24 protein-coding genes are annotated in these 24006 nt (G+C 64.9%); 19 read left to right on the top strand and 5 right to left on the bottom strand.

Annotated elements, in window-relative coordinates; translation table 11 throughout:
- Positions 1-176: 176 nt before the first annotated feature.
- Complete coding sequence (gene rnd, locus ACXAJT_RS01290) at positions 177-1334, top strand: ribonuclease D (RefSeq protein ID WP_475232144.1); 1158 nt, start codon at positions 177-179, stop codon at positions 1332-1334.
- A 96-nt stretch (positions 1335-1430) separates the two neighbouring features.
- Here the strand turns inward: rnd and ACXAJT_RS01285 are convergent, their stop codons facing one another.
- Positions 1431-1901: a hypothetical protein gene (locus ACXAJT_RS01285; RefSeq protein ID WP_475232141.1), complete on the bottom strand. Its 471-nt coding sequence runs from the start codon at positions 1899-1901 to the stop codon at positions 1431-1433.
- 189 nt (positions 1902-2090) lie between these two features.
- Here ACXAJT_RS01285 and ACXAJT_RS01280 point away from each other — a divergent pair, with 189 nt between their 5' ends.
- From ACXAJT_RS01280 to lpxB, 13 genes are all read left to right on the top strand, one after another.
- Entirely contained in the window at positions 2091-2501 is a 411-nt protein-coding gene (locus tag ACXAJT_RS01280; protein WP_475232139.1) for a SufE family protein, read from the top strand.
- A gap of 101 nt (positions 2502-2602) precedes the next feature.
- Positions 2603-3166 carry a ribosome recycling factor gene (gene frr, locus ACXAJT_RS01275; protein WP_475232137.1) on the top strand — a complete coding sequence of 188 codons (564 nt, stop codon included), beginning with the start codon at positions 2603-2605 and terminating at the stop codon, positions 3164-3166.
- A gap of 29 nt (positions 3167-3195) precedes the next feature.
- On the top strand, positions 3196-3921 hold the full coding sequence (locus ACXAJT_RS01270; RefSeq protein WP_475232135.1) for an isoprenyl transferase: 726 nt from the start codon (positions 3196-3198) through the stop codon (positions 3919-3921).
- On the top strand, positions 3918-4709 hold the full coding sequence (locus ACXAJT_RS01265) for a phosphatidate cytidylyltransferase (protein WP_475232133.1): 792 nt from the start codon (positions 3918-3920) through the stop codon (positions 4707-4709). Before ACXAJT_RS01270 ends, ACXAJT_RS01265 begins: the two co-directional genes overlap by 4 nt.
- Positions 4710-4719: 10 nt before the next feature.
- A complete protein-coding gene (gene dxr / locus ACXAJT_RS01260; RefSeq protein WP_475232131.1) occupies positions 4720-5889 on the top strand; it encodes a 1-deoxy-D-xylulose-5-phosphate reductoisomerase in 1170 nt (389 codons plus the stop codon).
- Positions 5890-5939: 50 nt separating this feature from the next.
- On the top strand, positions 5940-7286 hold the full coding sequence (gene rseP, locus ACXAJT_RS01255; RefSeq protein WP_475232129.1) for an RIP metalloprotease RseP: 1347 nt from the start codon (positions 5940-5942) through the stop codon (positions 7284-7286).
- Between the two features lie 161 nt (positions 7287-7447).
- Entirely contained in the window at positions 7448-7573 is a 126-nt protein-coding gene (locus ACXAJT_RS01250; protein WP_475232126.1) for a hypothetical protein, read from the top strand.
- A gap of 81 nt (positions 7574-7654) precedes the next feature.
- Positions 7655-10015, top strand: coding sequence for an outer membrane protein assembly factor BamA (gene bamA, locus ACXAJT_RS01245; protein WP_475232124.1), 2361 nt, complete (start codon positions 7655-7657; stop codon positions 10013-10015).
- Positions 10016-10085: 70 nt separating this feature from the next.
- Positions 10086-10640: an OmpH/Skp family outer membrane protein gene (locus ACXAJT_RS01240; protein WP_475232122.1), complete on the top strand. Its 555-nt coding sequence runs from the start codon at positions 10086-10088 to the stop codon at positions 10638-10640.
- A 98-nt stretch (positions 10641-10738) separates the two neighbouring features.
- Positions 10739-11200, top strand: coding sequence for a 3-hydroxyacyl-ACP dehydratase FabZ (gene fabZ / locus ACXAJT_RS01235; protein ID WP_475232120.1), 462 nt, complete (start codon positions 10739-10741; stop codon positions 11198-11200).
- Positions 11197-11985 (top strand): acyl-ACP--UDP-N-acetylglucosamine O-acyltransferase, encoded by a 789-nt coding sequence (gene lpxA, locus ACXAJT_RS01230; protein WP_475232118.1) that lies wholly within the window; start codon positions 11197-11199, stop codon positions 11983-11985. The genes fabZ and lpxA overlap by 4 nt, the downstream gene beginning before the upstream one ends.
- A gap of 4 nt (positions 11986-11989) precedes the next feature.
- Positions 11990-12775 carry an LpxI family protein gene (locus ACXAJT_RS01225; RefSeq protein ID WP_475232115.1) on the top strand — a complete coding sequence of 262 codons (786 nt, stop codon included), beginning with the start codon at positions 11990-11992 and terminating at the stop codon, positions 12773-12775.
- Complete coding sequence (gene lpxB / locus ACXAJT_RS01220) at positions 12772-13932, top strand: lipid-A-disaccharide synthase (RefSeq protein WP_475232113.1); 1161 nt, start codon at positions 12772-12774, stop codon at positions 13930-13932. The genes ACXAJT_RS01225 and lpxB overlap by 4 nt, the downstream gene beginning before the upstream one ends.
- A gap of 74 nt (positions 13933-14006) precedes the next feature.
- Here the strand turns inward: lpxB and ACXAJT_RS01215 are convergent, their stop codons facing one another.
- Positions 14007-14654 carry an invasion associated locus B family protein gene (locus ACXAJT_RS01215; RefSeq protein ID WP_475232111.1) on the bottom strand — a complete coding sequence of 216 codons (648 nt, stop codon included), beginning with the start codon at positions 14652-14654 and terminating at the stop codon, positions 14007-14009.
- 428 nt (positions 14655-15082) lie between these two features.
- On the opposite strand from ACXAJT_RS01215, the gene ACXAJT_RS01210 reads away from it, so the two are divergent.
- On the top strand, positions 15083-16654 hold the full coding sequence (locus tag ACXAJT_RS01210; protein WP_475232108.1) for a helicase HerA-like domain-containing protein: 1572 nt from the start codon (positions 15083-15085) through the stop codon (positions 16652-16654).
- A 20-nt stretch (positions 16655-16674) separates the two neighbouring features.
- Positions 16675-17109 (top strand): potassium channel family protein, encoded by a 435-nt coding sequence (locus tag ACXAJT_RS01205; protein ID WP_475232106.1) that lies wholly within the window; start codon positions 16675-16677, stop codon positions 17107-17109.
- Positions 17110-17203: 94 nt separating this feature from the next.
- On the opposite strand, the gene ACXAJT_RS01200 is transcribed toward ACXAJT_RS01205, so the two are convergent.
- Positions 17204-17320, bottom strand: a complete 117-nt coding sequence (locus tag ACXAJT_RS01200; protein WP_475232104.1) for an entericidin EcnA/B family protein — start codon at positions 17318-17320, stop codon at positions 17204-17206.
- A gap of 24 nt (positions 17321-17344) precedes the next feature.
- Positions 17345-19180 (bottom strand): extracellular solute-binding protein, encoded by a 1836-nt coding sequence (locus tag ACXAJT_RS01195; protein WP_475232102.1) that lies wholly within the window; start codon positions 19178-19180, stop codon positions 17345-17347.
- Between the two features lie 519 nt (positions 19181-19699).
- Here ACXAJT_RS01195 and ACXAJT_RS01190 point away from each other — a divergent pair.
- The 3 genes from ACXAJT_RS01190 to ACXAJT_RS01180 all read left to right on the top strand — a co-directional run bounded on the left by ACXAJT_RS01190 (position 19700) and on the right by ACXAJT_RS01180 (position 23238).
- Entirely contained in the window at positions 19700-20473 is a 774-nt protein-coding gene (locus tag ACXAJT_RS01190; protein WP_475232100.1) for a 3-hydroxybutyrate dehydrogenase, read from the top strand.
- A gap of 90 nt (positions 20474-20563) precedes the next feature.
- On the top strand, positions 20564-21799 hold the full coding sequence (locus ACXAJT_RS01185) for a putative DNA modification/repair radical SAM protein (protein ID WP_475232098.1): 1236 nt from the start codon (positions 20564-20566) through the stop codon (positions 21797-21799).
- On the top strand, positions 21799-23238 hold the full coding sequence (locus ACXAJT_RS01180) for a UdgX family uracil-DNA binding protein (RefSeq protein ID WP_475232096.1): 1440 nt from the start codon (positions 21799-21801) through the stop codon (positions 23236-23238). Before ACXAJT_RS01185 ends, ACXAJT_RS01180 begins: the two co-directional genes overlap by 1 nt.
- 3 nt (positions 23239-23241) lie before the next feature.
- Here ACXAJT_RS01180 and ACXAJT_RS01175 read toward each other — a convergent pair whose 3' ends face one another.
- Positions 23242-23937: a DUF502 domain-containing protein gene (locus ACXAJT_RS01175; protein ID WP_475232094.1), complete on the bottom strand. Its 696-nt coding sequence runs from the start codon at positions 23935-23937 to the stop codon at positions 23242-23244.
- Positions 23938-24006: the final 69 nt, after the last annotated feature.

Below are 24006 nucleotides of genomic sequence, written 5' to 3'. Positions count from 1 at the left end.
CCATCACTCACCGTGATGAATTGACCAAGTCCTTGGTTTAAAATGCCGCTCTCGCAGGGCGCTTGATGCCAAAAGGCGGCGCTCGCAGGGTTTCTCGCATCGCCGCTTTGAACTTCCTCGCGCGAAGGTGTAGGAGGCGCGATAACCAAGAGAAACAAGAACCAGCCGGTGCCTGAATGAAGACATTGACCAAGACGGACGAGCTTGCGGAGTTCTGCGCCGAAGCCGCCACCGCGCCCTACGTGACCGTAGACACCGAGTTCCTGCGAGAGCGCACCTATTATTCCAAGCTCTGCCTGATCCAGCTTGCGATCCCGGGCACCGGCGAAGAAAACGCCGTGCTGGTCGATCCGCTGGTCGATGGTCTGTCGCTGGAGCCGCTGCTGGAGCTCTTCCGCAACACCGATGTGGTGAAAGTGTTCCATGCGGCCCGGCAGGATCTGGAGATTTTCTTTGTCGATCATGGCGTGATCCCGCAGCCTTTGTTCGACACGCAGGTCGCCGCCATGGTCTGCGGCTTTGGCGAGCAGGTGGGCTACGAGACGCTGGTCAAGCGCATCGCCAAGCAGCAACTCGACAAAAGCTCGCGCTTCACCGACTGGTCGCGCCGCCCGCTGACCGAGGCGCAGAAGAAATACGCGCTGGCCGATGTGACACACCTGCGAGTGATCTACGAGTTTCTCGCCGCCAAGCTTGAAGAGACCGATCGCGCGCACTGGGTGGCCGAGGAACTGGCCACGCTCACCGATCCGGAAACCTATATCACCCGGCCTGAAGAGGCGTGGCAGCGTGTCCGGACCCGCTCGTCGAGCCCGCGGTTCCTTGCGATCGTGCGCGAACTTGCAGCATTCCGCGAAGATTACGCGCAAACCCGCAATATTCCGCGCAACCGGGTGTTCAAAGACGATGCGCTGGCCGAACTGGCCTCGACCAAGCCTGCGACCATGGAAGATCTCGGCCGCTCGCGGCTGCTGCTGCGCGAGGCACGCAAGGGCGCGATCGCAGATGGCATCCTCGCGGCGGTGAAGGCCGGCCTCGAAGCTCCCAAAGAAGATTTGCCGCAAGTCGATGGCAGCCGCGATCAGTTGCAGGTGAACCCGGCACTGGCGGATCTGCTGCGCGTGCTTCTAAAGGCGAAAACCGAAACCTCCGGCGTGGCCTCCAAGCTGATCGCGCCGGCGGCCGAACTGGACGCCATCGCGGCCGGGCAGCGCGACGTAAAGGCGCTCACCGGCTGGCGGCACGAGGTCTTCGGGGCTGACGCGCTGCGGCTCTGCGCGGGCGAGATCGGCCTCGCGGCGAAGGGCAAGACCGTCAAGGTCATCGAGATCTGAGACGAAAAGGGCGCGAGGCCTCAGCCTGCGCGCCCAGTTTCACTGCAAAGAGAACCGCGAAAGCCTTGCAAGGCTTTCGCTCTCTAGCTCAATGGATTAGCGGCTGATGCTCTGCGCATTGCGCAGCCCTTCGACGCGCAGCGCGCGGTAGGGGGCAAGATCTTTGTCGCTAAGCCAGAGCCCAGCGGTCACCGTGCGGGCGGCATCGCCCGAGACCCGCGGGCCGGGCAACTGCAGCGCCAACAGTCGGAACGCCAAAGTGCCGGTATCTTCGGACCCTTCGATCGGCACGATCCGCACATCGAACGGGCCGGGGTAATCGGCAACGCCGGTCACCCGCAGGATCGCTCCGCCGGGGCGGCGCTCCAGCAGCATCTCCGAGATCACCCCGACCGGCTGGCCTAGATACTCGTCATCGCGGTTCGAAAAGAAGCTTACCGCGCTGCGCTGCGGGATCAGCGGATTGTTCACGCCGGTCTCGGTGCTCACGGACGGGGTCTCGCTCTGACCGCCGCAGCCGGCAAGGGCCAGCGCCGAAATCATCAGGACCGATACGGTTTTGAACATGGTGCAACTGCCCTCTGCCTGTCTTGCCCCCGGGGTTAGCGCATCGCGGCAGGCTTGAAAAGCGCGCTTTGCCGGGGCTGGACCTTTGCCGCCCCGCCGCCTACCTCTTGGCACCAATCGTGCTGGTACAGCAAACGGGCCGCGGGCCCATGCCCCCACACGCAACAGACGCCGACAGCAGGAGCGCAGATGGCACAGGCAGGTTTCGAGGAACTGGTCGAGGATTTCGAATTTCTCGAGGATTGGGAAGATCGCTACCGGACGGTGATCGAACTGGGCAAGGCGATGGATCCGCTGCCCGACGCCCTGAAGGTCCCGGCGACCAAGGTCGAGGGCTGCGCCAGCCAAGTCTGGCTGCACCTGACGTGGGACGACGGCAAGCTGCACTTCGAAGGCGAGAGCGACGCGATGATCGTGCGCGGGCTGATCGCCGTGTTGCACCGGCTCTACGACGGGTTGCCTGCAGGCGATGTCCTGCAGATCGACGCCCGCGCCGAACTGGGCCGTCTGGGGCTCAACGAGCATCTTTCCGCGCAGCGCTCGAACGGGCTTCGCGCCATGGTAGAGCGGATCCGGGAACAGGCTGCCGTCGCAACGTGAGGGGCAGTGGGCGCCCTCGAAAGCTGCAAACCGCTATACATCCGGGCGCCTCTGGCTTAGAACCCCTTTTAACAGGAATGACTTGAACGGGCAGAACCAACATGTCTGACGACTTCGAACTCGACACCGCCGACCTGCAGCGCCGCATGGATGGCGCGATGTCCAACCTGCGCACCGAATTCGCCTCGCTGCGGACCGGGCGCGCCTCGGCCTCGATGCTCGAGCCGGTGCAGGTCGAAGCCTATGGCGCGATGACGCCGATCAACCAGGTGGGCACGGTGAACGTGCCCGAGCCGCGGATGGTCACCATCAACGTCTGGGACAAAGGCCTTGTCGGCAAAGTGGAAAAGGCGATCCGCGAGTCGGGCCTCGGCATCAATCCGCAGCTCAACGGCACGATCATCATGCTGCCGATCCCCGAGCTGAACGAGGAACGCCGCCGCGAGTTGACCAAGGTCGCCGGTCAATACGCCGAGCACGCGCGGGTCGCGATCCGCAACCTGCGCCGCGACGGTATGGACCAGATCAAGAAGGCCAAGTCCGACGGCCTGTCCGAAGACGACCAGAAGTTCTGGGAGACCGAGGTGCAGGAACTGACCGACACCTACATCAAGAAGGTCGACGCCGCGCTGGAGACCAAGCAAGAAGAGATCATGCAGGTCTGAGGCGGAAACGCCCGAAGCGAGGAGGGCAGATGCCCAAACCGATCCGAGACGGCAATGGCCCGCGTCACGTGGCCATCATCATGGACGGCAACGGCCGCTGGGCGACCCAGAGGGGGCGTCCGCGGCTGTTTGGCCACCATGCCGGCGCCAAGCGGGTGCGCGAGATCGTCGAGGCCTGCCCCGACGCCGGGGTGAAATACGTGACGATCTTCGCGTTCTCGACCGAGAACTGGAAGCGCACCCAGACCGAGGTGGCCGGGCTCATGAGCCTGTTCCGCCGCTACATCACCAAAGAAGCGCGTGCGCTGTACGCCGAAAACGTGCGCGTGCGCTTCATCGGGGACCGGGTAAAGCTCGACAAGAAGCTGGTCACGCTGATGGACGAGCTTGAGGTGATGACCGAGACCTGCACCGGGGTGAACCTGACCATCGCGATCAACTACGGCGGCCGCGACGAGGTGGCGCGCGCCACCAAGCGTCTTGCGCAGGACGTGGCGGCCGGGCGGCTTGACCCCGAAGAGGTCAACGAGGAAACCCTGCCGCGCTATCTCGACACCTGCGTGCTGCCCGACCCGGATCTGGTAATCCGCACCTCGGGAGAGGCGCGGATCTCGAATTTCCTGCTGTGGCAATCGGCCTATGCGGAGTACGAATTCGTCGACACGCTGTGGCCCGATTTCTCGGCCGAGGAATTCGCCAAGCTGATCGGCAGCTACGGCGCCCGAGAGCGCCGCTATGGTGGGGTAAAGGTATGAGCAGCGCACGTTGGAGCGATCTCGGCCCGCGCATGGGCTCGGCGGCGGTGCTGATCGTCGTCGCGCTGATTTGCGTGTGGCTGGGCGGTATCTGGTGGCGCGCGGCGATCGCGCTGGCCTGCGGTGGCATGGTCTGGGAACTGGTCAACATGGTGGACACCAACCGCCACCGCTCGGCCAAGATCCTCGCCGCCGTTGCCGGTGCCTGCGCACTGGCCGCGATCTACTTGCCGCCAGCCTTCGCGCTGCCGCTGCTGCTGCTGCCCTCGATGGCAGGCTTCGGCCAGATGCAGCGCGGCGGTGTCACCTACGCTGTATTCACTGCGATGATCATGCTTGCGGGCTACGGCATCATGGCGCTGCGCTCGGACTTCGGCCTGACGTGGATGCTGTGGATGGTCACCGTCGTGGTGGTCACCGATGTGGCGGGCTACTTCGCCGGACGGGCCATCGGCGGGCCGAAGCTTTGGCCGCGGGTCAGCCCCAAGAAAACATGGTCCGGAAGCGCAGCGGGCTGGATCGGCGCCGCCGTCGTCGGCGCGCTTTTTGCCATCGCGTCGCGTGAGGCGGGCTTTGGTCTTGTGGGCGTGTCGATCGCCATATCGATGGCCAGCCAGATCGGCGACATGGCGGAAAGCACGATCAAACGCCGCGCCGGCGTCAAGGACAGCTCGAACCTGCTGCCCGGCCACGGAGGCCTGCTCGATCGGTTCGACGGTATGCTGGGCGCGGCGCTGTTCCTGCTGATTGCAGGACAGATCGTCGATTTCCCGCCGGGTGTTGAGTGAGACCGCATCAATGAGGCGCATTTCCATTTTCGGTGCGACCGGCTCGATCGGTCAAAACACGCTCGACCTGATCGCCCGCGATCCCGAAAATTACCATGTTGTTGCGCTGACCGGCGGCAAGAACGTCGCGCAACTTGCGAAAGATGCACGGAATTTTGGCGCGCAGGTGGCGGTTACGGCCGATCCCGCGCTGCTGCCCGAACTGCGCGCGCGGCTTGCCGGCTCCGCGGTCGAAGCAGCCGCCGGCCCCGAGGCGATCTGCGAGGCCGCCAGCCGTCCTGCGGATTGGGTGATGTCGGCCATCGTTGGCGCAGCCGGTCTCGCGCCGGGGCTGAAGGCGCTGGAGCAGGGCGCCACGCTGGCGCTGGCCAACAAGGAAAGCATGGTCTGCGCGGGCCCGCTGGTGCTGCACACAGCGCAGGCCCATGGCGGGCGCGTGCTGCCGGTGGACAGCGAGCATTCGGCGGTGTTTCAGGCCCTGATCGGCGAGGAGATGAGCCGCGTCGAGCGTGTGATCATCACCGCATCCGGCGGCGCGTTCCGGGACTGGCCGCTGGAAAAGCTGGCCGAGGCCACCCCCGAACAGGCGGCCACGCATCCGAACTGGGCCATGGGCCAGCGGATCACCATCGATTCCGCCTCCATGTTCAACAAGGCTCTTGAGGTCATTGAGACAAAAGAGTTTTTCGATTTGGAGCCGGAAAAGATCGAAGTGGTGGTTCACCCCGAAAGCATGATCCATGCTCTTGTCGGGTTCTGCGACGGGGCGCTGATGGCGCACTTGGGCCCGCCGGACATGCGCCACGCCATTGGCTTTGCGCTCAATCACCCGTCGCGCGGCGCGCTTCCGGTGGAGCGGCTGGATCTGGTGAAGCTCTCGCAACTGTCCTTCCGCCCGGCCTGCGAAACCCGCTGGCCCGCGCTGCGGTTGGCGCGGGAGGTGATGGCTGCGGGCGGGCTATCGGGCGCGGTATTCAACGCCGCCAAGGAGCAGGCGCTGGATGCGTTCATCGAAAAACGCATTGGTTTTCAGGACATGGCGCAGGTCGTTGAACAAACGCTTGAGAAGATCATGGCCGAAAGTGACCTCGCCAACGCCGAGATCACCCTTGATAACGTGCGCGGCGCTGACCATCTCGCTCGGGAGACCGCGCGCGCGCTGATGCTGCAGCACAACTGAGCCTCGCCGCTGCGGCGGGGTGACCGAAAAGATTTGAAAGGGCCGAGCTTTTGGAGATCACCCAGCTGCTTCCGGAATTCGGGGGCGTCATCTGGACGCTTCTGGCGTTTGTCATCGCGCTGTCGGTGATCGTCGCGATCCATGAATATGGCCACTACATCGTCGGCCGCTGGTCGGGCATCCACGCCGATGTCTTTTCGCTCGGCTTTGGGCCGGTGCTGCTGAGTAGGGTCGACAAGCGCGGCACACGCTGGCAACTGGCGGCGCTGCCGTTCGGCGGATACGTCAAGTTCAAGGGCGATGCGGATGCCGCCAGCGCCTCGTCCGACGAGGACGCGCTGCGCGAGATGACCGCCGAGGAGCGCCGCCAGACGATGACCGGCGCGCCGCTCTGGGCCCGCGCTGCCACCGTCGCGGCGGGGCCGGTGTTCAACTTCGTGCTGACCATCCTGCTGTTCACCGGCATTTTCATGGTGCAGGGCAAGGTCGCCGAACCGCTGACCGTCGGCGAATTGCGCCCGACGCCGAGCGTGCAGGAACTGCAGGAAGGCGACGTGCTGCTTGGGATCGAAGGCACGCCGACACCAGCCTTCGACGATGCAGCGGGCTTCGAGGCGTTCCTTGAAGGGCTGCCGCAGCAGAACACTCTGATTTATGATGTCGAGCGCGACGGCCGGCAGATGGAGGTCAGCGGGCCGTATGTCTATCCGCCCGTGGTCTCGCAGGTGGTACCGCGTTCGGCGGCGATCGATGCCGGTATGGAGCCGGGTGACGTGATCATGTCGATCGACGGTGTGCCGATCTTCGCCTTCGATCAACTCAAGCAGCGGGTCGAAAGCTCGAACGGTGAAACGCTGGGGCTCGAGGTCTGGCGCAACGGCGAGATCCTCGATCTCGCGCTCACCCCCAAGCGTACCGACGAGCCGCTGCCGGACGGCGGGTTCCAGACCGTGTACCGGATCGGCATCGTCGGCGGCATGGTGTTCGAACCGGCCACCGAGGCCGCCGGCCCGATCGAGGCAGTGCAGGGCGCGGTCACCCGCACCTACGACATCGCCGCGGGCTCGCTGTCGGGGCTGTGGCACATGATCGTCGGCAATATCTCGTCGTGCAACCTGTCGGGCCCCATCGGCATCGCCGAAACCTCGGGTGCGATGGCCTCGCAAGGCGGGCAGAGCTTCCTGACCTTCATCGCGGTGCTGTCCACGGCCGTGGGGCTGCTGAACCTGTTCCCGGTGCCGGTTTTGGATGGCGGGCATCTGGTGTTCTACGCCTACGAGGCTGTCGCCGGAAAACCGCCCTCGGAGAAGGCGCTGCGCGTGCTGATGTCGACGGGTCTGGTGCTGATCCTCAGCCTGATGGTCTTTGCGCTGACCAACGATCTGTTCTGCCCATAAAGGGGCAGGCACGCGAGACGCGACGCCAAGAAACGCGCATGCAGAGGCTCTCGTGGCCCATGCATGCGCCGTAAGATGTCACCGCCATCACGCATTCCCGCCCCAAAACAGCCATATTGGGCCGATACTTCCCAAGCATAAACATCGCATCGGGGGACGAAATGCATACTCTTCAGGACGGCTACCGCGGCCTCGGGCTGCTGCTTTCGATCAACTGGGACAGGCTGCTTGTTCCGGCTGTGATCCTTGCCGCGTTGTATTTTGGCGCCTACCTCGGAACTCTTTGACAGGTCGCTGTTTCGTCTTTTGACAAGAGCACTTCCACCCGCTACTCACGTAAAAAAAACACGGCGGAGTGGACAGCGAGCATGAGCATCGGGCAGAAGACGGGCAGCCCCCGCATCAGGACTTACGCGCACCGCGCTGGCGTTTCGGCGCTGGCGCTTTCGCTTGCGGCAGCAGTGACCTTCACGGCACTTCCCGAAGCGGTCTTCGCGCAATCCTATTCCTTCAATCAGGTCTCCATCGAGGGCAACGAGCGCATCGAGGCGGGCACCATCCTCAGCTACGCGGGCATCGCCCGCGGCGAGACGGTGGACGCGGGCGAGCTCAACGCTGCCTATCAGCGGATCGTCGAGTCCGGCCTGTTTGAAAGCGTCGAGATCACCCCGCGCGGCAACACGCTGGTGATCGAGGTCACCGAATTTCCGACGGTCAATCAGATCGTTTTTGAGGGCAACCGCCGCCTGAAGGACGAAGACCTGGCGTCGGTGGTCCGCACCCAGTCGCGCCGCGTCTACAGCCCGCGTCAGGCCGAAACCGACGCCGAGCAGATCGCGCAGGCCTACGTCCAGCAGGGCCGGATTGCCGCGCAGGTCACGCCGAAGCTGATCCGCCGTTCGAACAACCGGGTCGATCTGGTGTTCGAGATTTTCGAAGGTGGCGTCACCGAGATCGAGCGCATCGGTTTTGTCGGCAACCAAGCCTATTCCGATGGCCGTCTGCGCCGGGTGATCGAGACCAAGCAAGCCGGTCTTCTGCGCGCGGTGATCCGCAGCGACACCTATGTCGAAGACCGCATCGCCTTTGACCGCCAGCTGCTGCAGGACTTCTACGCATCGCGCGGCTACGTCGATTTCCGCGTCACCGGCGTCAACGCCGAACTGTCGGAAGAGCGCGACAGCTATTTCCTGACCTTCAACGTCCAAGAGGGCCAGCAGTTCGACTTCGGCCGCATCGGCGTTGCCAGCGATCTGCCCGAGGTTGACGTGGACAGCTTCCGCCGGGCGTTGAGCCTGAAGTCGGGCCGCGCCTATTCGCCGGCGGAGGTCGACAAGGAGATCATTCGCCTTGAACGCCTCGCGACCCAGCAGGGCCTGAACTTCGTGCGGATCGAACCGCAGGTGACGCGCAATGAGCGCGACCTGTCGCTCGACGTGACCTTCAACCTGACGCGCGGGCCGCGCATATTTGTCGAGCGCATCGACATCGAAGGCAACACCACCACGCTCGACCGCGTGGTGCGCCAGCAGTTCGACACCGCCGAGGGCGACCCGTTCAACCCGCGCGCCATCCGCGAGGCCGCCGAACGCATCCGCGCGCTCGGCTATTTCTCGGACGCGCAGGTGGAAGCGCGCGAGGGCTCGACCCCGCAGCAGGTCATCGTCGACGTAAACGTCACTGAACAGCCCACGGGCTCGATCGGCTTCGGTGGTTCCTATTCGACCTCCGATGGTCTTGGCGCCTCGATCTCGTTCAGCGAGCAGAACTTCCTTGGCCGCGGGCAGCGCCTGTCGTTCGGCATCAACACCGCCTCGACCACGCAGAGCTATACGTTCAACTTCGTGGAGCCCGCGTTCCTTGGCCGTGACGTCGCCTTCGGCCTTGGCCTGAGCTACCGCGAAACCTCCTACGACAGCGCCGACTACGACACGGCCACCGGTATCTTCCGGCCCAGCCTGACCTTTCCGATCTCGGAAAACGGGCGGCTCGGTCTGCGCTACACGGCGCGCTACACCGACATCATCGATGAGGACGACGACGTCGGCAACATCGTGACGGCGGAAGCGCAGGAAGACGCGCGCTGGGACAACATGGTCGGCTATACGCTGAGCTATGACACCCGCCGCACCGGTCTGGAAACCGACCGTGGCGTGCTGCTCGAATTTGGTCAGGACTTCGGCGCCGGGGGCGACGCCCAGTTCATCCAGACGGATGTGCGGGCGATCGCGCAGACCATGGTGTGGAACGAGGAAGTCACCCTGCGTGCGACGCTGCAGGGTGGCGCGCTCAACTACTTCGAGGGCGACAGCCGCGTGACAGACCGCTACATGCTGACCGAAAGCATGATGCGCGGCTTCGAATACGCAGGCATCGGCCCGCGCGAGTACAATGACGCCGAAGATGTGGACTCGCCGCTCGGCGGCAACTACTACGCCTCGCTGCGCTTCGACGCGGAATTCCCGCTCGGGCTGCCCGAGGAATACGGCATCACCGGCGGTGTGTTCTACGACGTCGGCTCGGTCTGGGGCCTGTCCGACGACACGCTCGAAAAGGCCGAGGGCAACGATGTGCTCTACGAGGACTTCAGCGCCCGCTCGTCGTTCGGCGTGTCGATCCTCTGGGACTCGGTGCTTGGGCCGCTGCGCCTGAACTTCTCGACACCGGTGTCGAAGGAAGAAAATGACAACGAGCAGAACTTCAGCCTCTCGCTCTCCAGCACCTTCTGATCGGACGGCGCGCGGGAAACTGCGCGCCCTCCTTTTCGGGCTGGCACTCGGGTGCGGCGCGGTCGCGCCCGTGTTGGCGCAAGACACCATGCGGCAGGGGATCGTGCAAAGCCCGATCCTGACCGTTGAGATCGACCGGCTCTATGCCTCAAGCGATTTTGGCCAGAAGGTCTCGGAGGCGCTCGACGCCGCCGGGGCGGCCATTGCAGCCGAGAACCGCCGGATCGAGGCGGAACTGACCACCGAGGAGAAATCCCTGACCGAACGGCGCCGTTCGATGGATCCTGTTGCGTTCCGTAAGCTCGCCGACGCTTTCGACATCAAGGTGCAGGAACTGCGCGAAGCGCAGGACGGAAAAGCACGAAGGCTCGGCAACATCTCCGAGGAACGGCGGCGCGTCTTCATCGCAAGGGCAGAGCCCGTTCTGGCCGGCCTGATGCGCGAAGCCGGCGCCACGGCCATTCTCGACCAGCGGTCGGTCTTTCTGTCGGCTGGCACCATCGATATCACCGACGCGGCGATCGAACGGCTGAACGATGTGCTGGGCGAGCCGGAACCTCTGCCGGATCTGACGGGTGGCGATGCGGGCAGCGCAAGCGTCCCCGAGACCCCGTCAGAGCCCTGACGGCGCTGCGCGGCGCCGGGGCAAGCCGCCGCGCCGCTTGCCCCGGGGCGCGGGGATTGCTAGGGGAAGGGCGACTTCTTCCTTTTGAAAGGCCCACGATGACCGAGACGCTTCTCAGCGCTGACATTCAGCTGATCCAGCGCATTCTGCCGCATCGCTATCCGTTTTTGCTCGTCGACAAGGTCGAGGAGATCGACGGCACCAGCTCGGCCGTGGGCATCAAGAACGTCACGATGAACGAGCCACATTTTCAGGGCCATTTCCCCGGCCTGCCGATCATGCCCGGCGTGACCATCGTCGAGGCCATGGCGCAGACCACTGCGGTGATGGTGGGCGTCGCGCTCGATCTCGCGGACAAGGACCTGAAGGTCTATTTCATGGGCATCGACAAGTGCAAATTCCGCCGCAAGGTGGGGCCGGGCGATGTGCTGAAGATGAAGGTCCGCACCCTGCGCGGCAAGCCGGGCGGCAAGGTCTGGAAGTTCGAAGGCGTGGCCGAGGTCGACGGCGAACTGGCCTGCGAGGCCGAATTCACCGCGATGATGGACCTGCCGGCGTGACAGAGGCCAGCATCCACCCAAGCGCCTATGTCGAAGAGGGCGCGCAGATCGGCGCGGGCTGCATCATTGGCCCGTTCTGCCACATCGGCCCCGAGGTTGTGCTGGCCGAAAACGTTGAACTTAAGAGCCATGTGGTGGTCACCGGCCGCACCGAGATCGGCGAAGAGACAATCATCTTTCCCTTCGCAGTGATCGGCGAGATCCCGCAGGATCTGAAGTTCCGCGGCGAGAAGACCTCGCTGGTGATCGGCAAGCGCAACCGCATCCGTGAGCATGTCACGATGAACGCCGGCACCGAGGGCGGCGGCGGCGTCACCCGCGTTGGTGACGACGGGCTGTTCATGGCCGGCTGTCACGTCGCCCATGACGTGCAGGTCGGCGATCGGGTGATCTTGGTCAACCACGCTTCGGTTGCCGGGCATTGCGTGATCGAGGACGACGTGATCGTCGGCGGGCTTTCGGGCGTGCACCAGTGGGTGCGCATCGGCCACGGCGCGATCATCGGCGCCGTCACCATGGTGACCAATGACGTCATTCCGTATGGGCTCGTGCAGGCCCCGCGGGGCAAGCTCGACGGGCTGAACCTCGTCGGGCTCAAGCGCCGCGGCGTCAGCCGGGCCGACATCACCGCGCTGCGCGCCGCCTTCCAGATGCTGGCGCAGGGCGAGGGGGCGTTTGCCGACCGCGCCAAGCGGCTCGGCGATGAAACCCAGAGCGACTATGTGCGCGAGATCGTCGCCTTCATCCTCGGTGAGAGCGACCGTCATTTCCTGACGCCGGGCTGAGCGCATGCTGGCGCTGATCGCAGGGCAGGGCGATTTGCCACGCGCGGTGGTGGACGCGCTGCCCGAACCGGCGTTGATCTGCGCCATGCAAAGCTCTCCGCCCGACCGGGTGAAGCCGGACCATCTGTTCCGGATCGAGAAGCTGGGAAGCTTTTTCCGCTGGCTGAAAGCGCGCGGCGTCACGCGGGTGTGCATGTGCGGTGCCGTGGGACGGCCCGAGATCAAACTGTCCCGCCTCGATCTGCCGACCGTGATGCTGCTGCCGCGCGTGCTGCGCGCGCTGAAGCGTGGCGATGACGGCGCGCTGCGCATCGTCATCGGCATGCTCGAAAGCAGCGGGTTTGAGGTGATCGGCGCACATGAGGCAGCACCGGCGCTGTTGCCGGAGGCCGGCGTGCTGACGCACGCCGATCCCCGACCGGATGCCGCCGCCATGGCCGCGCTGGCCGATGAGGTCAGTCATCGGCAGGGGCTTGAAGACCTCGGGCAGTGCTGCGTCATCTCCGGCGATCAGGTGGTGGCCCAAGAGGACGCGCGGGGCACCGACGCGATGCTTGGCGCGCTGCCGCCGGTACCGGGGGGGCTGTTCTACAAGGCCCCCAAACCCGGACAGGAGCGCCGCGCCGACCTTCCGGTGATTGGCCCCAATACCGCCGTCGGGGCCATTCGTGCGGGCCTATCGGGCATCGTGATCGAGGCCGGCGGCGTCATGGTGCTCGACCGGGCGGCGGTCGTTGAGATGTTGGATGCCGCAGGGCTGTTTCTGTGGGTACGGGAGCGGGACGCATGAAGGTTTTCATCATCGCGGGCGAACCCTCGGGCGACCGGCTTGGCGGCGCGCTGATGCACGGCCTGAAGCTTCGCGAACCGAACGTGTCCTTCGAGGGGATCGGCGGCGAGCGGATGCTCGAGGAGGGGCTGCAAAGCCTCTTTCCGATGGACGAGATCTCGATCATGGGGATCACCGAGATCCTGCGCCACTACGGCGCCCTGAAAGCACGCATCCGGCAGACCGCCGACGCCATCGTGGCAGCGCAGCCCGATGTGCTGATCACCGTCGACCTGCCGGAGTTCTCGTTGCGGGTGGCCAAGCTGGTCAAGGAACGCTCGAACATCCGCACCGTGCACTACGTGGCCCCCACGGTCTGGGCGTGGCGCCCGGGACGCGCGGCGAAGATGGCCAAGCACATTGATCAGGTGCTCGCGCTGCTGCCGTTCGAGCCGCCCTATATGGAAGCCGCTGGCATGCGCTGCGATTTCGTTGGCCATCCGGTGGTGACCGATCCGCAGGCCAGCCATGCCGAGGAAGCCGAGTTCCGCTTGCGCCATGGCATTGGCGACGCCCCCCTGTGCCTGATCCTGCCCGGCTCGCGCCGCTCCGAGGTGACGCGTCTGGGTCCGGTGTTTGGCGAGGCGCTGGCGCAGTTGCAGGCGGCCCGACCGGGCCTGCGCTACGTGCTGCCGATGGCCGCGCCGGTGGCCGATCTTGTGCGCGAGACGGTGGCCGACTGGCCGGTGGATCCGATATTGCTCGACCCGCGCACGCAGGGCGAGGCGGGCAAGGCCGAGAAACGCGCCGCCTTTGCCGCCGCGGATGTGGCGCTTGCCGCCTCGGGGACCGTGGCGCTGGAACTCGCGGCGGCGAGCACGCCGATGGTGGTCGCCTATGACATGGGATGGCTGTCGCGGCAGATCATTTCGCGGCTGATGCTGGTGGACACGGTGAACCTCGTGAACCTCGTGACCAACAAGCGCTCGGTGCCCGAATACATCGGCAAGGGCTGCCGCCCGGGGCCCATCGCGGCGGGCGTGCTGCAGGTTCTGGATGCGCCGCAGGAACAGCTGAGCGCCATGCGCGACACGATGGAGCAACTTGGCAAGGGCGGCCCACCGCCGGGTCAGCGCGCTGCCGATGCCGTGCTGGATGGGCTGCGCAACGCCGGCTGATCCCGCCGCGATCGACACGAAAAAAAGCCCCGGCGCCTTCATGGTGCCGGGGCTTTGCATGATCTGCGAGGCGCTTACTGGCGCAGTTCGCTGGTTTCTTCGTAACCGGCGGTGAAGCCCGAGAGCGACATCTCCAGCTCGACCTTCTGGTCGGGCGCCAGCGCGGGAACGATTGTGATCATCGCCGTCGCGCCACCTTTGAAGCGGTTCACGTCTTCTTCGGTGAAGCCGACGCGGGCATAGCAGCCCACCGGCGTGCAGAACGAGAAGTCATAGCGCTTGGCCTGACCCCCATCGACGGCGATGGTCATCTTCTGCGTCAGCAGCGTTTCGAGCGGCACCACGAAGGTACCACCAGCCGCGACCTGACCGCCATTGGCGACGCGGAACAGGCTGACCTCGGCGACATTGTTGCCTTCACCGTCCTGCAGCAACTGATACATCTGGCAGGGGTCTTCGGCCTCGCTGCCTTCGGGCGCGCGCAGGCACTGAAGCTCCCACGCGCCATGCGTGGCCTTGACGTAGGTTTCCGGCTGGCCCTGGCCCGGGGTGGCTGCGGCACCGGCGGCCGTGTCCTCGCCCAGCGACAGCCCGCCCGGCGCGACCGAGCCCTCGGCTGCGGCGGCGTCGCCAGTGTCGGCGGTGTCCTGCGCATAAGCGGGCAGCGCAAAGAGCGCTGCGGCCAGCGGCAGCACACGCAGGATGTGAAGCGGTGTGGTCATGGTTCCCCCTGAACGTTCATTCTTGCCTCACTGACCGCTTAGCATGCACGTCAGGCGGTGTCAGTCCGGAATTCCTCGCGATCACGCGAGCGGCAAAAAAGCGCAAAACTAGTTCAAAAAAAAAGAGAAAAGGGACCATGCGGTCCCCTTTCCCTTGCTCCCTGTCGGACCGGCCGACTTTGTCATTGACGGGACGCTACGAAACTCTTCGGCACCGGTCAACAGGCTTTGCAAGGTCGGGGCTTCACTTTTGTGCAAAAGGCCGCGCCCGGAGCACGGACGCGGCAAGTCTGACAGGGAGGAAGTTCGCCCGAGACAGGAGAGGACATGTTGCCTCGGACAAATTTCATACTGGCACCAAAGAGTTAAGATAGTATGCTCGAAGACGGGTCGGATTTGACCGAGCAGAGCGGGCGCGGAGACAGCTCATGGAGAACGGCGTTTTTGTAGGCGGTGGCGGCGAAGGCTACTCTGAAAAACAATATCTTGGCCTGAAGTACGGCAACCGGCATGGCCTGATCGCTGGCGCTACCGGCACCGGCAAGACCGTGACGCTGCAAATCCTCGCCGAAGGCTTCTCGGCCGCGGGGGTTCCGGTGTTCCTCTCCGACGTGAAGGGCGATCTCTCGGGGCTGGCGCTGACCGGGTCTGACAGCGCCGATCTGCATGCGCCCTTCATGGAGCGTAACGCCACCATCGGCTTTGACAGTTTCACCTACGCGGCGTTCCCGGCGGTGTTTTGGGATCTTTTCGGCGCCAAGGGCCACCCGGTGCGCACCACGGTGGCCGAGATGGGACCGCTGCTGCTGGCGCGGCTGCTGGAACTGACCGAGGCGCAGGAGGGCATTCTCAATATCGCCTTCCGGCTGTCGGACGAACAGGGGCTGCCGCTTCTTGACCTGAAAGACCTGCAATCGCTGCTGGTCTGGGTCGGGCAGAACGCCAGGGATCTGAGCCTGCGCTACGGCAACGTCTCGACCGCCTCGATCGGTGCGATCCAGCGCCGTCTTCTGGTGCTCGAAAACCAAGGCGGCGCCCGGCTTTTCGGCGAACCGGCGTTGGAGCTTTCGGACCTGATGCGCTGCGCCCCGGACGGGCGTGGACATATCAACATCCTCGCCGCAGACGCGCTGATGGGCGCGCCCCGGCTTTACGCCACCTTCCTGCTGTGGCTGCTGTCGGAGCTGTTCGAGGAGCTTCCCGAGGTTGGTGATCCCGACAAGCCCAAGCTGGTGTTCTTCTTCGATGAGGCGCATCTGTTGTTCGATGACGCGCCGAAGGCGCTGGTCGACAAGGTCGAGCAGGTGGCCCGGCTGATCCGCTCGAAGGGCGTGGGCGTCTATTTCGTCACCCAGAACCCCGATGACATTCCCGAAGACATCCTCGGCCAGCTCGGCAACCGCGTGCAGCACGCGCTGCGTGCCTTCACCGCCCGCGACAAGAAGGCGCTGAAACAGGCGGCCGAGACCTATCGCCCGAACCCCGCCTTCGACACCGAAACCACGATCCGCGAGGTCGGCACCGGCGAGGCTGTGACGTCTTTCCTGCAAGAGAAGGGCGTGCCGGGAATCGTGCAACGCACGCTGGTGCGCCCGCCCAGTTCGCAACTGGGGCCGATCACCGATGCAGAGCGCACGAGCCTGATGGATGCCTCTGCGCTCAAGGGCAAATACGACACACCGCTGGACCGCACCTCGGCGCATGAGATGCTGAAGGCCCGCGCCGAGGCGGCGGCGCGCGACGCCGAGGCGGCGGACGATGTGGGCGAGGCACTGGACGAGACGGTGCGCGAGTACAACCGGGCGCGGCGCTACGATCCGACACCGCGCGCCACCCCGCGCCCGGCGCGTCAGAGCGGCAGCACGCGCCGGAGCAGCCGCTACAGCGCGCCGGACAGTATCGGCGAAGCACTGGGGCAGGCGGTGCTGAAGGAGCTGTCGGGCACCACCGGCAAACGGCTGGTGCGCGGTATTCTTGGCGGTCTGTTCAAGGCGCGCTGAACCCGCGAAAGGAGCCCCTCATGGGCATGCATCTGCAGATCGTGCTGGGCAGCGGAATGCTCTTCATCTGCGCGCTGGTGCAGATCTGGCTGGTCTCGCTGGTGGGCCCGTCGATCCTGCGCCATGCCGCCCGGCCCGACCTGCAGGCCAGCCGGGCCAAGCTCTTCGTGCTGATCTGCGCCGCCTTCGGAGCGATGGTGCTGGCGCATACGATACAGGTCTGGCTTTGGGCCGCCAGCTTTCGCCAGATGGGCGCGTTTGAGACCTTGAACGAGGCGTTCTATTTCGCTGTCGTCAGCTACACCACGCTGGGCTATGGCGATGTGACGCTGGGCGAGGGCATGCGCATCTTTGGCAGCTTCGCGGCGATCACCGGCCTGCTGACCTTCGGGGTGAGCACGGCGTTCCTGCTCGCGGTGCTGACGCGATTGCGGCCGGTGCTCGGCGACCAATGAGCGGCTGCCGAGGGCGCAGGACACAGAAGACGGGGGCGCTGCCCCCGCACCCCCGGGATATTTCGATCTAGACGAAGGGCTGGCCGCCCGGCGCTCAGAACCAGCTGTCGACGGTGCGCGAGGCGCGCGAGACATCCTGTCCGAAGCCATCGACGGTGCCGCAAGCGGCAAGCGGGGCGGTCAGAAGGGCGATGAGGATAAGGCGTTTCATACTGTCTGCTCGTGTCTGTGTGTTTTAGTTGCTGTCTGCGCTGTCGTCCCACCACCAGGCGTTCGGCTGCCAGTCGATCCAATCGCCGTAGACCGGGGTCGGCTCGGCATATTTAAGCTCTGAGGCGTGGGCAATCCAGCTTTGGTTCCACTGATAGGTGGGGATGACGTAGCGGCCGGCGGTCAGCACCCGGTCGAGTGCGCGCGTGGCGGCGAGGAACTCTTCGCGCGAGGTGGCGGAGAGAAGCTCGTCGATCATCGCGTCGGCGGCGGGGCTCTGCATCCCCATGAGGTTGCGCGAGCCTTCCTGATCGGCAGCCGCGCTGCCCCAGTAGAGGCGCTGCTCGTTGCCCGGAGACAGCGACAACCCGCGGCGGAACCACGTCACGTCGAAATCAAAGGACGCGGTACGAGCATTGTACTGCGCCGAGTCCACCGTATCGACCCGCACTTCGATGCCCAGTCGCTGCAGCGCCTGCACGTAGATGTCGATCATCGAGCCGGCCTCGGTCTCGCCCTGCGGCAGCAGGATGTCGAAGCGGAAGGGCTGGCCGTCGGGGCCCATCATGACGCCGTTCTGCACTGTGTAGCCGGCCTCTTCGAGCAGCCCCATGGCCGTGCGCAGCCCCTTCCGGTTGCGCGCCGACCCGTCGCCTTCGGGCAGGCTGTAGCCTTCAAGCGCCCCCGGCGGCAGGCTGTCTGCGAAGGGCGTGAGCAGATCGCGCACCTGCCCGCCGGCGGGACCGTCCTTCATCGCCAGTTCCGAGTTGGAGAAATAGGAGGTGATGCGTGGCTGGCGGCCTCCGGTCAGGGTTTCGTTGATGTATTCGAAGTTGAACAGCTGGATCATCGCCTCGCGCACGCGCCAGTCGGCGAAGGCCGGGCGGCGGGTGTTCATCACGAAGCCGGTCATCCCCGACGGGCGGCCGTGCGGGACCACCGATTTGACCACCTCGCCGCTCTCGATGGCGGGGAAGTCATACTGACTTTCCCATTTCTCCGAGTTGAACTCGCGGTTGGAGTTCAGCAGCCCCGCCTTGAAGGCCTCGAACATGGCGGTGCCGTCGCCAAAGAACTCCATGCGCACTTCGTCCAGATTCGCCTGACCCGTCATGAAGGGCACGTCCTTGCCCCAGTAGTCCGGGTTGCGCTTGAGCGAGACGTAGCGGCCCGCCTCGAAATCGTCGATGACATAGGGCGCGGTGGTGATCGGGATCACGTCGAGGCCGGATTCCCCAAAATCCTTGCCCTCCCACTGCGCCTTCTTGAGGATCGGACGCATGCCGACGATCAGCGCCAGCTCGCGGTCCTCGACGCTGAAGCTGAAGCGCAGGCTGTGCTCGCCGGTCTTTTCGATGCTCTCGATGCGATTGTAGGTGCCCTGATAGCGCGGGTGCCCGACGGTGCCGAGCGTCTCGAAGCTCCAGATCACATCCTCGACGGTGACCGGCGTCCCATCGGAAAACTTCGCCTCGGGGCGCAGGCTAAACTCCACCCAATCGCGCTCGGGCGAGGTCTCGACGGTCTCGCAAATCAGGCAGTAGAGCGTGAACGGTTCGTCCCAGCTGCGGCCCATCAGCGATTCATAGGCCAGAAAGCGCAGTTGCCACGGCACCGAGCCTTTGAGGATATGCGGATTGAGGCTGTCGAAACTGCCAACCTCGCCGGTGACAATGCGCCCGCCTTTGGGGGCGTCGGGATTGACGTAGGGCAGGTGGTCGAAATCGGCGGGCAGGGCGGGTTCGCCGTACATGGCGATGCCGTGCATCGGCTCTGCCGCCGCGGCGAATCCGGCGCAGATCGCCAGCGCGGTCAGCGTGCTGTTTCCCAGCGTGGGAACTTTGAAAAATTTCGCGGTCATTTTGGAAACCGTCCTGCTCTGCCCTTGTTTTCTTGGCTTCGGAGCCTACCGGGGCTTTTACGTCTTTTCAAACTTTTAGGTTGGACTCCGGCGGCAAAGCGCGTATAAAGACATCACTGCTCGATAGGTTTCTTGCCTGTATGAAACCTGCCTCAATGACTGAACGCCGGCCTTGTGCCGGCGTTTTTTTTATGTCTCGCAACGCTTTTCCGAAGATGCGCGGCCCGGGGTCGACGCCCGGTGGACGAGTCGACACGGCCCACGGCCTCAGGCCCGCCGATGCGGCAGCGCGGCATGATGGGCGGCGCTGCGCGGAGCCATACAGGGCACGGCTGCGCTTGCCTAGGGGGGCAGTTACCCACAGGCCCTACGAATCCGTGATGACGTTGCGATCCCGGGCTTGCAGCTTCCGCTTGGATAGCCGAGCAATGTGGCGGGCAGGGAACCGGGAGGGTTGGTTTGCCCTTGGTCCCAAAGAGGCGCGTAATTTCGGCGCCGCAGCAATCGAGGAGTTTTCGCATGTCTCTCAAGGGCAAGACAGCCGTCGTCACCGGATCGAACTCGGGCATCGGCCTCGGCGTGGCGCGCGAATTGGCGCAGGCCGGCGCATCGGTGGTTCTCAATTCCTTCACCGACCGCGAAGAGGATCATCAACTGGCCACCGAGATGTCCAAGGAGTTCGGTGTGCCGGTGCGCTACATCAAGGCCGACATGTCCGATGCGGACGAATGCCGCGCGCTGATCGCGCAGGCCGGCGCGTGCGACATTCTGGTGAACAACGCTGGCATCCAGCACGTGGCACCGATCGATGAATTCCCGATCGAGAAGTGGGACGCGATTATCGCCATCAACCTCACCTCGGCGTTCCACACCACCGCCGCGGCGCTGCCGATGATGCGCCGCGCGGGCTGGGGCCGGGTGGTGAACATCGCCTCGGCGCACGGTCTGACCGCGTCGCCCTATAAGGCCGCCTATGTGGCGGCCAAGCACGGCATCGTCGGCATGACCAAGACCGTCGCGCTGGAGACCGCGAAAGAGCCGATCACCTGCAACGCCATCTGCCCGGGCTATGTGAAAACCCCGCTGGTCGAGGCGCAGATCCCCGACACCGCCGCGAAATACGACATGAGCGAAGAAGAGGTGATCGAGAAGGTCATCCTCGAGCGCCAGCCGTCGAAAGAGTTCGCAACCACCGCGCAGATCGGCGGCACGGCGGTGTTCCTGTGCTCGGACTCGGCCGAGCAGATCACCGGCACGACCATCTCGGTCGACGGCGGCTGGACCGCGCTGTGATCTGACGCCCCGGGGACACTTCGGCGTGAGCCGCGGTGTCCCCGGAAGTTCGCCGTTGATCGGGCAGACATGTGAACATACCATGAACACATGGCAAGAATGACCCTCGATCAGAAGCTCGCGATTCTTTCAGACGCGGCGAAATACGATGCCTCCTGCGCCTCCAGCGGGGGACAGACGCGCAATTCGCGCGATGGCAAAGGCATCGGCTCGACCACCGGGTCGGGCATCTGCCACGCCTACACGCCCGACGGGCGCTGCATCAGTCTGCTGAAGATCCTGATGACGAACTTCTGCATCTACGATTGCGCCTATTGCGTGAACCGCGTCAGTTCCAACGTCACCCGCGCACGGTTCTCGCCCGAAGAGGTGGTGACGCTGACGCTGGAGTTCTACCGGCGCAATTACATCGAGGGCCTGTTCCTGTCGTCCGGGATCATCCGCAGCCCTGATGAGACCATGTCTGACATGGTGCGCATCGCACGCATGCTGCGCCTTGAGAACCACTTCCGCGGCTACATTCATCTGAAAACCATCCCAGACGCTGCGCCCGAACTGATCGAGGAGGCGGGGCTCTATGCCGACCGGCTGTCGATCAACGTCGAACTGCCGACCGACCGCGCGGTTCAGGATTACGCGCCCGAGAAGGACCCGGCGCAGATCCGCCGCGCCATGGCCGATGTGCGGCTGAAGCGCGAGGCGCGCAAAGAGCGCAGCTTTACCGGCAAGCGCCCGCCGCGCTTTGCGCCCGCCGGCCAGTCGACGCAGATGATCGTCGGCGCCGACGGCGCGGACGACACCACCATCCTGCGCAGTTCGACCCGGCTTTATTCCAGCTATGGGTTGAAGCGGGTGTACTACTCGGCCTTCTCGCCGATCCCCGACAGTTCCGCTGCGCTGCCGCTGATCAAGCCGCCGCTGATGCGCGAGCATCGGCTCTATCAGGCGGACTGGCTGCTGCGCTTTTACGGCTTTGAGGTGGACGAGATCGCGGCCGCCAGCAAGGGCGGGCATCTCGATCTGGAGATCGACCCAAAGCTCGCCTGGGCGCTGGCCAACCGGCACCTCTTTCCGGTCGACGTGAACCGCGCCGAGCGCGAAATGCTGCTGCGGGTGCCCGGGCTGGGCACCAAGAGCGTCGGGCGCATCCTTGCAACGCGGCGTCACCGGACGCTGCGCTATGACGATCTGCGGCGCATGGGGGCGAACCTGAAACAGGCAAAACCTTTCATTACGTTACTCGACTGGCGCCCGCGCGCTTTGAGCGATGCCGCCGACCTGCGGGCGCGGTTCGCGCCGCCGCCCGAGCAGCTTCAATTGATCTGATGCGCAGCGTCAGCCTACCAGAGATCGGCACCTTCGAGGCGTGGCGTGACGAGGCCCGCGCACTGCTGGCGGCTGGCGTGCCGCCCGAAGAGGTGCTGTGGCAGCGCGGGCAGGGTGCGTCCGACCTGTTCTCGGCGGACCCGCAGACCGAAGATCTGTCCGCAAGTGGTGGCGCGCAGATCTCCGTGCCGCGCGGCTTTGTCGACCTCGCGCGGCTCGTGATATGCCACAGCAACCCCGAACGCTTTGCCCGGCTCTACGCCGTTCTTTGGGCGCTGCGGTCAGACAAGCGCTTCTTGGCCGACCGCGCTGACCCACGCATTGACCGGCTGGAGCGGATGGCCAAGGAAGTGCGCCGAGATCGCCACAAGATGACCGCCTTCGTGCGCTTCCGCGAGCTTGGTGCGCCGGGTGCGAACCGCCGCAGCTTTGCCGCGTGGTTCGAGCCGAGCCATCACATCGTCGAGCTGACCGCGCCGTTCTTCGTCAACCGCTTCGGCGACATGGATTGGGCGATCCTCACCCCCGATCTTTCGGCACATTTCGAGGGTGGCGATCTGCGCTTCGCGCCCGGCGCGGCGCGGCCCGATCTGCCCGAGGACGCCACAGAGGATCTCTGGCGCACGTATTTTCGCAATATCTTCAATCCGGCCCGGCTCAAGCCCAAGGCGATGCAGGCCGAGATGCCAAAGAAATACTGGCACAACATGCCCGAGACCCGGCTCATCCCCGAGCTTCTGGCCAGCGCGCAGGCAAGGGCGCAGGAGATGGCCGAGGCGGCGCCAACGCTGGCCCCGGCGCGCGCGGACAAGATCACGGCACGGCTCCGGTCTGGCAGAGGGGCCGACGCCGTTCCAGACGATCTGACACAGGCGCTGCACGGCTGCCGCCGCTGTCCGCTCTGGCAAGACGCCACCCAGCCGGTGCCCGGTGAGGGACCAAAGGACGCCGCGTTGATGGTGGTGGGCGAGCAGCCGGGGGATCGCGAGGACCTTGAGGGGCGACCGTTCGTCGGCCCGGCGGGGCAACTCTTCGACACGGTGGCGGCGCGCGCGGGGCTCGACCGGGCGCGGGCCTATATGACCAATGCGGTGAAACACTTCAAATTCACCCCGCGCGGCAAGCGCCGCATTCACCAAGCGCCCAATCGAGGCGAGGTGATGCATTGCCGTTGGTGGCTCGACATCGAACGCGCACGGGTCAAGCCCAAGCTGATCCTTGCCATGGGTGCCACCGCCGCCGAAAGCCTGACCGGAGAGCGCAGCGGCCTGATGGCCCGGCGCGGAAAGATTGAGCGCGCGGAAGACGGCACCTCGGTGCTGATCACCCTGCACCCGTCCTATCTGTTGCGGCTGCCAGAAGAAGACCGGCCAGCCGCCGAAGCACTGTTCGAGCAGGATCTGCGACTGGCGGCAGAGATGGTTGCGCAGTTGGAGTGAACGTCAGCTGGCGCGGCGCACCGGCTCGACCTTGGGTTTGCCGCCGGGCTTGTCGGGCGGGTAGACGAGGCCGGCCGAGATCACCAGCTTGGCAGCGTCCTCGATGCTCATATCAAGCTCCACCACATCCTCGCTCGGGAAGAACAACAAGAACCCAGAGGTCGGGTTCGGCGTGGTCGGCACGAAGACCGAGACCAGCTCACCGGTCACGTCGGACTTGTCGCGCACCTCGCCCTTGGCTTGGGTCGAGATGAAGCCGACCGCCCAAATGCCCTTGCGCGGGTACTGCACGAGACAGGCTTTTTCAAAGCTGCGCTCGGTCTGCGCAAAGACGGTCTCGGCGATCTGCTTGATGCCCGAATAAATCGAGCGCACCACCGGCGTGCGATCCACCACGGTTTCGGCAAATCGGATCATCGAACGCCCGATCAGGCCCTTGGCGACCCAGCCGACAACGATGGTGAAGACGAGGAAGAAGATCACCCCGACGCCGCGCAGGTTGATGCCGATGTATTCCTCGGGATTGAACCGTTGCGGCACCAGCGGCAGCACGAACCCGTCGACCCAGCCGAACAAGGTCCAGATCAGCCAGACCGTAAGGCCGACCGGGGCGATCACCACCAGCCCGGTGAGGAAGCTTGCCCGAAGGCTCGCAAAAATGCCGGGACGGCGCGGCTTGTCGTCGAAGGGGGTGTTCATTCTTGGTCCGGAAAAAGAAGTTACCGCACCAACCTAGGCACTCGCGCGCCGCTTCACAATGGGCGCGCG

Source organism: Salipiger sp. ABF4_146 (assembly GCF_056161345.1).
This window is presented reverse-complemented; position numbering and strand designations above follow the sequence as displayed.

What these genes read in the sequence shown, in the direction of transcription:
- ACXAJT_RS01210 (WP_475232108.1), top strand. Translation starts at nt 15,083, where the DNA reads ATGGAGAACGGCGTTTTTGTAGGCGGTGGCGGCGAAGGCTACTCTGAA.
- ACXAJT_RS01180 (WP_475232096.1), top strand. Translation starts at nt 21,799, where the DNA reads ATGCGCAGCGTCAGCCTACCAGAGATCGGCACCTTCGAGGCGTGGCGT.
- fabZ (WP_475232120.1), top strand. Translation starts at nt 10,739, where the DNA reads ATGACCGAGACGCTTCTCAGCGCTGACATTCAGCTGATCCAGCGCATT.
- ACXAJT_RS01215 (WP_475232111.1), bottom strand. Translation starts at nt 14,654, where the DNA reads ATGACCACACCGCTTCACATCCTGCGTGTGCTGCCGCTGGCCGCAGCG.
- ACXAJT_RS01205 (WP_475232106.1), top strand. Translation starts at nt 16,675, where the DNA reads ATGGGCATGCATCTGCAGATCGTGCTGGGCAGCGGAATGCTCTTCATC.
- ACXAJT_RS01265 (WP_475232133.1), top strand. Translation starts at nt 3,918, where the DNA reads ATGAGCAGCGCACGTTGGAGCGATCTCGGCCCGCGCATGGGCTCGGCG.
- dxr (WP_475232131.1), top strand. Translation starts at nt 4,720, where the DNA reads ATGAGGCGCATTTCCATTTTCGGTGCGACCGGCTCGATCGGTCAAAAC.
- ACXAJT_RS01250 (WP_475232126.1), top strand. Translation starts at nt 7,448, where the DNA reads ATGCATACTCTTCAGGACGGCTACCGCGGCCTCGGGCTGCTGCTTTCG.
- ACXAJT_RS01280 (WP_475232139.1), top strand. Translation starts at nt 2,091, where the DNA reads ATGGCACAGGCAGGTTTCGAGGAACTGGTCGAGGATTTCGAATTTCTC.
- ACXAJT_RS01200 (WP_475232104.1), bottom strand. Translation starts at nt 17,320, where the DNA reads ATGAAACGCCTTATCCTCATCGCCCTTCTGACCGCCCCGCTTGCCGCT.
- lpxB (WP_475232113.1), top strand. Translation starts at nt 12,772, where the DNA reads ATGAAGGTTTTCATCATCGCGGGCGAACCCTCGGGCGACCGGCTTGGC.
- ACXAJT_RS01225 (WP_475232115.1), top strand. Translation starts at nt 11,990, where the DNA reads ATGCTGGCGCTGATCGCAGGGCAGGGCGATTTGCCACGCGCGGTGGTG.
- ACXAJT_RS01195 (WP_475232102.1), bottom strand. Translation starts at nt 19,180, where the DNA reads ATGACCGCGAAATTTTTCAAAGTTCCCACGCTGGGAAACAGCACGCTG.
- ACXAJT_RS01285 (WP_475232141.1), bottom strand. Translation starts at nt 1,901, where the DNA reads ATGTTCAAAACCGTATCGGTCCTGATGATTTCGGCGCTGGCCCTTGCC.
- rnd (WP_475232144.1), top strand. Translation starts at nt 177, where the DNA reads ATGAAGACATTGACCAAGACGGACGAGCTTGCGGAGTTCTGCGCCGAA.
- ACXAJT_RS01175 (WP_475232094.1), bottom strand. Translation starts at nt 23,937, where the DNA reads ATGAACACCCCCTTCGACGACAAGCCGCGCCGTCCCGGCATTTTTGCG.
- ACXAJT_RS01190 (WP_475232100.1), top strand. Translation starts at nt 19,700, where the DNA reads ATGTCTCTCAAGGGCAAGACAGCCGTCGTCACCGGATCGAACTCGGGC.
- bamA (WP_475232124.1), top strand. Translation starts at nt 7,655, where the DNA reads ATGAGCATCGGGCAGAAGACGGGCAGCCCCCGCATCAGGACTTACGCG.
- ACXAJT_RS01270 (WP_475232135.1), top strand. Translation starts at nt 3,196, where the DNA reads ATGCCCAAACCGATCCGAGACGGCAATGGCCCGCGTCACGTGGCCATC.
- frr (WP_475232137.1), top strand. Translation starts at nt 2,603, where the DNA reads ATGTCTGACGACTTCGAACTCGACACCGCCGACCTGCAGCGCCGCATG.
- ACXAJT_RS01185 (WP_475232098.1), top strand. Translation starts at nt 20,564, where the DNA reads ATGGCAAGAATGACCCTCGATCAGAAGCTCGCGATTCTTTCAGACGCG.